Annotated in this window: 6 protein-coding genes and 1 riboswitch; of the genes, 3 read left to right on the top strand and 3 right to left on the bottom strand. The window is 51.6% G+C overall.

All coding sequences use genetic code 11. From position 1 onward, the window contains the following. Positions 1–802 (top strand): ribosome small subunit-dependent GTPase A (gene rsgA / locus AB1690_12500; GenBank protein ID MEW6016124.1); only part of this gene is annotated, 802 nt, incomplete at its 5' end. Positions 803–995: 193 nt separating this feature from the next. Here the strand turns inward: rsgA and AB1690_12495 are convergent. After that, on the bottom strand, positions 996–2,348 hold the full coding sequence (locus AB1690_12495; GenBank protein ID MEW6016123.1) for a dockerin type I repeat-containing protein: 1,353 nt from the start codon (positions 2,346–2,348) through the stop codon (positions 996–998). 220 nt (positions 2,349–2,568) lie between these two features. Beyond that, a riboswitch (TPP riboswitch) is annotated at positions 2,569–2,674 on the top strand. Positions 2,675–2,773: 99 nt separating this feature from the next. Here AB1690_12495 and AB1690_12490 point away from each other — a divergent pair. Both AB1690_12490 and AB1690_12485 read left to right on the top strand, forming a co-directional pair. Beyond that, positions 2,774–5,242 carry a TonB-dependent receptor gene (locus AB1690_12490; protein MEW6016122.1) on the top strand — a complete coding sequence of 823 codons (2,469 nt, stop codon included), beginning with the start codon at positions 2,774–2,776 and terminating at the stop codon, positions 5,240–5,242. A gap of 6 nt (positions 5,243–5,248) precedes the next feature. After that, positions 5,249–6,640, top strand: a complete 1,392-nt coding sequence (locus AB1690_12485) for a sodium:solute symporter family protein (GenBank protein MEW6016121.1) — start codon at positions 5,249–5,251, stop codon at positions 6,638–6,640. Positions 6,641–6,659: 19 nt separating this feature from the next. On the opposite strand, the gene AB1690_12480 is transcribed toward AB1690_12485, so the two are convergent. Both AB1690_12480 and AB1690_12475 read right to left on the bottom strand, forming a co-directional pair. Then, positions 6,660–7,547: a tetratricopeptide repeat protein gene (locus tag AB1690_12480; GenBank protein MEW6016120.1), complete on the bottom strand. Its 888-nt coding sequence runs from the start codon at positions 7,545–7,547 to the stop codon at positions 6,660–6,662. Between the two features lie 97 nt (positions 7,548–7,644). Further along, on the bottom strand, positions 7,645–8,966 hold a 1,322-nt coding region (locus tag AB1690_12475; protein ID MEW6016119.1), incomplete at its 5' end, for a tetratricopeptide repeat protein.

The following is an 8,966-nucleotide window of genomic DNA, read 5'->3' as shown; positions in this document are numbered from 1 at the left end:
CCGCTTCAAAAGTGACGCCGTCGCCGCCGTGGCGGTTGGCGATGATGTCGAATTCGCGCGGGACAAGGAAGGCGCCGGAGTTATCGAGAATATCAAGCCGCGGCGAAGCATGTTCTTTCGCCCGGCCAAAGGGAATATCTCCAAGAAACAGGTAATTGCCGCCAATATTGACCAGCTGGCGGCGGTGGCTTCGGTCAAGAATCCCCCCCTCAAACCGGGACTGATTGACCGTTTCCTGATTTCGGCCGATATCGGCAATCTGACTCCGCTGATAATTATAAATAAGACCGACCTGGATAGGCCGGAAATCCTGCAGGAACTGAAACGAGGGTATGAGGCGATAAAGATTCCTATTTATTTTGTCTCGGCAAAAAGCGGCGAGGGATTGGAATCTCTTACCGAGGCATTAAAGGGGCACCGCACCATATTTGCCGGTCACTCCGGGGTCGGTAAGACGGCGCTGATTAATTGTCTTATACCAGGATTGAGCCTGAAAGAAGGGGAAGTTTCCGAGCATACCGACCGGGGGATACATACTACCACGGTGGTGGAGCTATTTGAGCTTCCTCGCGGCGGCTTTGTGGTGGATAGTCCCGGTTTAAAAGTGCTCGGCATCTGGGATTTGGAGAAAGAGGATGTGGTCAATCATTATCCGGAGTTTTTCGAATATGCCGCGGCCTGTCGTTTTCCGGGATGCGCCCATGGTCCGGAGCCGGATTGCGCCGTGAAAGCGGCGGTGGAAAGCGGCAGGATACCGGAGTATCGCTACCGCAGTTACCTGGCGATACGAGAGTCGGTGTAGGAAAGGTTATCGGGGCGACGGTCGAATCAACCGCCGGTGGCAATTTGCAGACTAATGAAGTTTTCCAGCGCTGTCAGGAGAGACTCCTGACGGCGCCATTGACAGCGCCATAGACGGGTGTCGGGTTTCTCGTTCTCATTCTGCCGGAGGCGAACTCGAATTTAGAACCCGAACTGCTTTTCTTTTCAATTGTTCACGGGCAAGCCGGCGCGGGGCCATCCTTGTAAAGGTAGGACAAAAGGTAAATAACGTCGAACATATTTGTTGCACCACTACCATCAGCATCTCCGCAAGCCAGCGGATTCGGGGGTAGACCATTCTTATAGAGATAACCGATGATACGGGAGATATCAATAATGCTGAAAGAACCATCGTCATTGGCATCGCCGCACAGATAACCATGCTTTGACCAGATCGCAATCCTATTGCATTCCTTGCCGCCGGCGCTGATAAACGACCCGCCTACGACAAGGTCTCCGTTAAAAACGGCCACGGCATTGACATTCCAGAAATTGATGCCGTCGAGACCGCTACCAAGGGGTGCCCAGGACAGACCGTCCCATGCAGCTATTGCACTGGCTGAAGTTCCACCGGCGGAAGTGAAGTATCCTCCTGCGATTAGCCTGTTTTCATATAAGGTTACGACATACGCATAGCCATGATAATCACCATGATGAGTCAATCCAGATCCCAGCGACGACCAAGAGACGCCGTCCCAATTAGCAATTCCAATGGCTTCGACGGTCCAAGCGTTTGGCCTATTGGCAGCATAGTCGAAATACCCACCTACCACCATCTTTCCCTGGAAATCGAAAATGGTACAGGCGTCGCCAAATATACCACCCCCCAGTCGATTCCACGATAGGCCGTCCCACTTCGCAATATTCCAGACTTCAATTCCATCTGCATACCTGAAACTCCCACCTGCATAGAGACTGCCCTGAAATTCATATAGTGCCCAGATAGAAGAATGAAAGTCGCTAACTCCCTGCCCGAGGGGTGACCACGAGACTCCATCCCAGGAGGCGATGTGGTTGGCGGAGGTCCCGCCCGCAATAGTGAATTCACCAGAGGCAATGAGCCGAGCATCTTTGACCAGAAGCGCCTTGACATACGATAAGCTGCCCGGATATTGCATTCCTTCCCCGATTGGCATCCATGCGCTGCCATCCCAGGAAGCGATATTTCTTGCGGGCACACCACCCGCGGTCGTGAATACCCCTCCGGCGACCAGTTTGCCGTCATATACTGCTAAACAATAGACGTTGTTGTCCATCCCAGTTCCTAATGAAGACCAGGAATTTCCATCCCATGCCGCAATACGATTGACTTCTACTCCCCCAGCGGTAGTGAACTTGCCACCGGCGATAAGTTTGCCATCAAAGATTGTCAAAGCAGCAACCCCCTCATTCATACCGGTTCCTAATGGAGACCAGTAGATGTCGTTGGGATGAGCAGAGGCATTCCCCGATACGGCTATCAGAGTCGAAATGGCGAGTAGAAATTGGGGAAGGCAGCAGACTAAAGAAATTAAGTTCCTTTTCATAGCCACTCCCAGATTCGGATATTTTTGTTACTAATTCATAATAGGTTTAGAAGCGAATTATGCAAGCGATTTTTTATATGGCCAGCCATAATACTCTTCCGCATTCTCTTGTTGATTCTCATTCAACCAATGGCAGGTCAACAGAATAAATCTCGTTTTGAATTGTCAATTTCCCCTTGCCTTTTCCTATTCGGTTTGCGTAAATTGAAATAGAAAGAAAATATTCCGTTGGGTGTGCTTTCCCCCGCCTTGGGCGGGGGAGGCTGAGAAAAGCCCCATGACTTGATCCGGATAATGCCGGCGTAGGGAAACGGGATGACAGCAGAGACTCCCTCATCGAGATTCCGTCCATGCCGGGTTTCCGGCAAGACGGATTTTTTGTTGGATTTCTCCGCGATAGCCGCGGAGCACGAAAGGAGTCTGATATGAAGACTTTATCACGATATTTCATCGCGCTAATTCTTCTTGTCTGCAGCTCGACCTGGGGGACTCAAATATCGGGGCGGGTGACCGATCTCTTCGGCAATCCGGTTGAAGGAGTTTCGGTGCTCGCCGATATCTCCACGCTCTCGACTATGACCGACCATGAGGGGCGGTTCACTATTACTTTCGAGAGCGTGGCGCCGACTCATATTACTTTCAGTCATATCAGTTTTCAACCGGTCATGGTGAAGGTGAAGGAGCCGTACAGTCGACCGCTTGAAATAAGACTGCAGCCGACAGTGCTTCCCGGGCAGAATATCAAGGTGACAGCGGAGCGGGCGGTGACCGGCCTGACGCCAATTGCCTTTTCCGATTTCACGCAAGAGGATATCCAGCGGGATTACACCGTCGCCGAATTTCCGCTCCTGCTGGAATCTACCCCGAATCTATATTCATATGCCGATGCCGGCGGCGGGCTGGGGTACAGTTACCTCAAGATTAGGGGATTTGACGACAAACGTATTTCGGTCTATATCAACGGCGTGCCGCTCAATGACCCCGAAGACCAGGCAACCTATTTTGTCGACATCCCCGATTTTGCCGCCAATGTGACCGACATTCAGGTGCAGCGGGGAATTGGGAATTCGCTTTATGGTGATGCCTCCTTCGGCGGTTCGGTAAATATCGCCTCGGCCGGACCGGAACAACCGCGCAAGATTGCGCTGAGCTGCGGATATGGCGGCTTTTACGCCGACAATGATTTTGTCTCGGAAATGAGGAAGCAGTCGGTGGAATTCTCCTCCGGTCTGCTGGATGGTCAATGGTCGCTCAGCGGAAGATATTCCAAGCAGTATTCCGGCGGGTACCGCGAAAACTCTTGGTATGACGGCTGGGCGTACTATTTTTCGCTCTCGCGCCTGGACCCTCGAATGAGTACCACCTTCAATATTTACGGCGGTCCGATGAAAATGCATCTGGCTTACTATGGCGCCGACCGGGAAACGCTGAAGCAGAACCGCCGCGCCAACTGGCTGACCTATGATGACGAGACTGACAATTTCAACCAGCCGCATTATGAGTTGCATAATACCTATCAGCTAAAAGACAATTTGACACTTCGGAATACCCTTTATTACATCCGCGGCAAGGGGTATTATGAGCAGTTTCGGAGCGGCCAGGATTACTGGGAATATAATATTCCGCCTTCTGCCACGGTTGACAATCGGACCGAAGGAGACCTGATTCGTCAGAAATGGGTGACCAAGAACCAGTACGGCTGGAATCCCCGTCTGGATTGGGAAACCGACAAAGGAGTAACATCTCTGGGCGGTTCCTTCTATTATTTCAACTCGACGCACTGGGGACAGGTGGTCTGGGCGGAGGGGTTGACCAGCAATATAGACCCGCAAAACCGGTATTATGAATATTTCGGGAAGAAATATCTAAGCTCGGCGTACCTTCACAGATATTTTTATCTGGGGGAGCGGGTTCGCCTGATGGGGAATCTGCAGTTGAAATATCTGCATTACGATTTTGACCAGAGCCGCCTGGGAGCGCTCTATGGTTACAAGTACGACCTCGACTGGGTATTCCTGTCCCCCCGCGCCGGAATCAGTTATCTCGTAAACGACCAGATTGATATTTTCGGAAGTTTCGCACTCTCGTCACGGGAGCCGGAGGACGTTACGATATATGATGCCGAAGACCCCTGGAGTACGCCCAATCTGGAAATCAGGCGAATTAGCGTATCGACGTCAAATGATACGACCTTTGTCTTTGGCGACCCGACCGTTAAACCGGAGCGGTTGTATGATTTTGAGTTGGGCGGAAACATCCGTCAGGACCGCTGGCAGGCCGGCCTGAATCTCTTCTGGATGGAGTTTCGCAATGAAATCGTGCCGGAAGGGGGGATTGATGAAAGCGGGCGGGTTCGTCTTGGAAACGCCGAGCGCTCGGTGCATTCCGGAATTGAATTGAGCGGAAGTTTCCGTCTCGGCGAGAGCCTGACCATAGGCGGCAACAGTTCTTTCAATTATAACCGTCTCAAAGAGTATTATCTCTACCGCGATTATGATTATAACGGTACGGTTGATGATACTCTCGATTTTTCCGGCAATCATATCGCCGGTTTTCCGGATAATATATCGAATCTGATATTTGATTATGACCGGGAGCCGCTGCGGTTGACCTACCGGTTCCGAGCCGTGGGGCGGCAGTATGTCGAGAACGGCAACCGGAAAGAGCTCTCGATTGAGCCATACACGGTGTCATCGGTGACAGCGGCGCTGAAAGTGAAGGGGTTTGACGGATTGGGAAGATTTATTCTGTCGGCTACCGTGAATAATATCTTCAATGAGAAATATGAATTGAGCGGATATGCTTACGAGACCGACCCGGGAGAATGGGTTGGCGAATATTATCCGGCGGCGGAGCGGAATTTCTTTGTGCAACTGCGCTGGGAACTGGAATAAGAGAATTTGTCGATTATTGATTATGCTATTATCCTGTCGTATCTGGCGGGACTGATAATCCTGGGGATGCGCCGTCGCGCCGCCAGCGAGGAATCGGCGGCGAATTTCATTCTGGGGGGGCGCACCCTGACTCTGCCGGCTTTTGTGGCGTCACTGGTCTCAACCTGGTACGGCGGGATTCTCGGTGTGGGAGAATATTCCTATAAGTTTGGGCTTTCCAACTGGCTGGTATTTGGGGTGCCGTATTACCTGACGGCTTTCCTGTTCGCTCTATTTCTGGCGAGGAAAGCCCGGCGGTCGGAGGCGCTGACGATTCCGGACCGGCTATTCACAACGTACGGAAAAAAGACGGCAGTGGCCGGTTCTGTCATAATCTTCCTTATGACTCTCCCGGCGGCTTATGTTTTGATGCTGGCGGCGCTTTTCCAATATCTGTTCGGATGGCCTCTCTGGCTGGGGGCAGTTCTGGGGACGCTCTTCTCCCTATTCTATGTTCATCTGGGGGGGTTCCGTTCGGTCGTGCGAACCGACATACTGCAGTTTGTCCTGATGTACCTCGGTTTCATCATTATGACCATAATGCTCTTTGCGGAGTATGGCGGGTACAGTTTTATCGCCGCGAGAGTGCCGGAAACCCATCTGACCTGGCATGGCGGGAATCCCGGAATTTATATAGCGGTCTGGTATTTTATCGCTCTGGCGACACTTATTGAGCCGGCGTTCTATCAGCGATGCTATGCCGCCAAGTCGGAAGCGGTCGCGCGAAAAGGAATTCTTATTTCTATAGTTTGCTGGATGATTTTTGACTTTATGACTACCTCATGCGGATTATATGCCCGGGCGCTTCTGCCGGACTTGAAAGACCCGGCGACGTCGTATATCGCCCTTGCCGACCTGATGCTTCCGGTGGGAGTGATGGGACTTTTTGCGCTGGCGCTTCTTTCAACCGTGCATTCGACCGTCGATTCTTATTTCTTCATTGCGGCCTCGACTTTCGGGCGGGATATAGTCTGGAGGCTTTTCCCGATAGATGAAAATAGGATTACTCATTACACTCGAGTCGGGCTGGCGCTTTCGGCTGTTATTGCCGTCGCTGCCGCTCTTTTCTTCGAATCTATTATCGATATCTGGCATGATTTTGGGTCGGTCGGGACGCCGGCGTTATTGATACCGCTGTTCTTTGCTTTTAACGGCAAAAGAAGAATGAAACCGAGAGCGGCGTTTCTGTCGATTGTACTTTCGGCAACAATCTCGCTGGTCTGGCTATTGTCCCGTTACGGCACGGATGATGGAAATTACTGGTGGGGGATTGAGCCGATTTTTCCGGGGCTGGCGCTGTCGCTTATCTTTTATATATCAGGTTCGGAGAACGACAGCCAATCAAGGAGTGTCAGTTAGAGACCGATGACACAATCAGTTATTCTACCTTACCCAGTTCTTTCAATCTTTTCAGCCGTTCCGGCTCATTTTCGGCAAGCCAGCTGTCCCGGGAAAGATATCTGTACGCCAGCGCAAAGTAACTCTCGGCGGCCGGGTCGTTCTTGATGAGAAGACACTCCGCCAGTTCCTCAAAGACATACCCATCCTGCTCTTCACCGGATTGGGCCCATTCCTTTTCAAGTTCGCGCTGAATAGAGAGCGCTTCATCAATCTGTCCCAGAAATCGCCTGGCTTTGGCGACCGACCATTTGGCGATTCTGATCTGTTCTGGCTGTCCCTGTTCCGCGCGGAAAGCAAGCGCTTTCTCAAACAGAGTCAAGGCGGAGTCATATTTTTGCATATCGAAATAAGTCCACCCGATATTATTGTAGAGACTTCCCAGCCACCTGCGCGCCTCAGGTTCCGATGACTTTTCTGCCAACTGGAGCGCTTTCAAATTCCAATCCATCACCGCCTCACCTTTGGCGACAATAGCCAGCATATGAGCGGCATCAACGGCATAATCATCGAGCGCGGCCTTTTGCGCCACCTCCAGAGCCTCCTCAAAAAAGGGCTGCGCTTTATCGGGGTTGCCGGAGGAGTTTCGGACTCGTCCCCTCTCCAATAGATAACGCGCCCGCGCCTGCTCTCCCGCCCGGGGGAGCATCTCTTGAACCTCATCCAGAACCGAATCGGCATCGGCAAATTTGCGTTGAAGCCCCAGCGTTCGGGCGATTTGAGTGAGCAGTTCCGCCTGATAACCGGTATCGCCGGAGTTTATCGCCCGGGGAAGCAGCTCACGAAATTTCTCCTCGGTTTCAGACGGTTTGCTGTAATTCCAGAGGGAATCAAAATCGGGAAGCGACGGATTAGAAGAAGTAACCATAATCGAGAATAATCCTGATATTAGGAAATTATACCACATAAGATATTGCCATTAGTCTCTGATTGAACGATGGCGCCGGCATGAATATTTGAACCGTTCAGTAATTTTGCCCGGTTTCTTTCAGGAATCTCAAAATATCCTGTCGGACGGCCGGGTCTTTGCCGGTTTCAAGATATCGGCGAAATTGACTAACCGCCCGGGCGGTGTCGTTCTTTCTCACCCATGCCACGCCGCGAAAGTAGAAAACCTCCGGCTCATAGACTGAGTCCGGCTTGAGAGTGAGATAATAAAGGGCGGAGTCGTATTGACGCCGGTCAAGGTGATAAGTGCCGTAACCGAGGAATGTTTTCCAGTTGTCGCGGTCATAGCTGAGCGCTTTCTGCCAGTACTGGCGCATTTTATCATAATCTCTTTTGACTTTATAGATATTTCCGATCTGAAAATAAAGGTCGGAGTTATAAGGATTGAGGGCATCGGCAATTTCAAACATCGCCAGGGCTTCCTCCCATCGATTCATCCTGCTGAGACAGATACCTTTGTCAAAATAAGGGGCATACCAGGAAGGATTCTCCTGTATGGCGCGGTCAAAACTGGATAAAGCGCGCTCATACTCGCCGCGATTGAACAGCGCCGCTCCTTCTTTGTCGAGAGCATGCTCCGGTAAGAGGCGGTTGATGAGAAGAGAGAGCCGTTCGGTTTCGACGGCGTCTCCCTGCTTCTCCATTATACCTTTCATAATGAAGAAAGCGGTGCGGCCATGCCTGGGGTCAAGTTGCGACACCGCCAGAGTGTAACGGTAAAGCCCGGCGCTGGAATTATGGAGCATCAGCCAGGGAACAAAAGCGGCGACTGAAAGAAGTATCATAAGCGCCGTGGCAACCTCAAACTGTGGTCTTTTTTGAAAGAAAGAAATCCAGAAATATATTCCGGCAAGCTGCAGACCGATAATCAAGGTGGACATCAAGTCCCAATCCCGCGCCATACCAAGTTTCGGCTCAATGACAAAAGCGGCCATCAGTCCGCCAACAGCCGCCACCAGAATAAAAGTCATATCCGGGGTCAAGGCTGCGGTTTTTTCTTTCCCTCGCACCGACCAGCGGAGGAGCGGCACCGCCAGCGCCATCGGCGCCAACAGTATTGTAAGATTCAGCATGTCAACCAGATGACTCAGAGAAAAGAGAGTATAGTTGTCAACAGTGAAGCGGTCAGTTACCGGCGGAAGGAAGGCGTATTTCCAGAAAGGGGGTCCGGCCCATTTGACCAGGGCGTAAAACAGCAGGAATGAGAGGGCGGTTCCGGCGACGATAAGTTTTCCCTTCTTCTCCAGCAGGCGCCGCAGATTATTCTTCCCGATGAAGTATGCCAGGTAAAGCAGGAGGGCCGGAAGGTACACAATGCTAATCCAATGAAGAAGGACAG

The organism is Candidatus Zixiibacteriota bacterium (genome assembly GCA_040753495.1).
In the GTDB taxonomy this organism is placed as follows: Bacteria; Zixibacteria; MSB-5A5; order GN15; family PGXB01; genus DYGG01.
The sequence above is the reverse complement of the archived record's forward strand: the minus strand, read 5'-3'. Positions and strand labels throughout refer to the sequence as shown.

What these genes read in the sequence shown, in the direction of transcription:
- AB1690_12480 (MEW6016120.1), bottom strand. Translation starts at nt 7,547, where the DNA reads ATGGTTACTTCTTCTAATCCGTCGCTTCCCGATTTTGATTCCCTCTGG.
- AB1690_12495 (MEW6016123.1), bottom strand. Translation starts at nt 2,348, where the DNA reads ATGAAAAGGAACTTAATTTCTTTAGTCTGCTGCCTTCCCCAATTTCTA.
- AB1690_12490 (MEW6016122.1), top strand. Translation starts at nt 2,774, where the DNA reads ATGAAGACTTTATCACGATATTTCATCGCGCTAATTCTTCTTGTCTGC.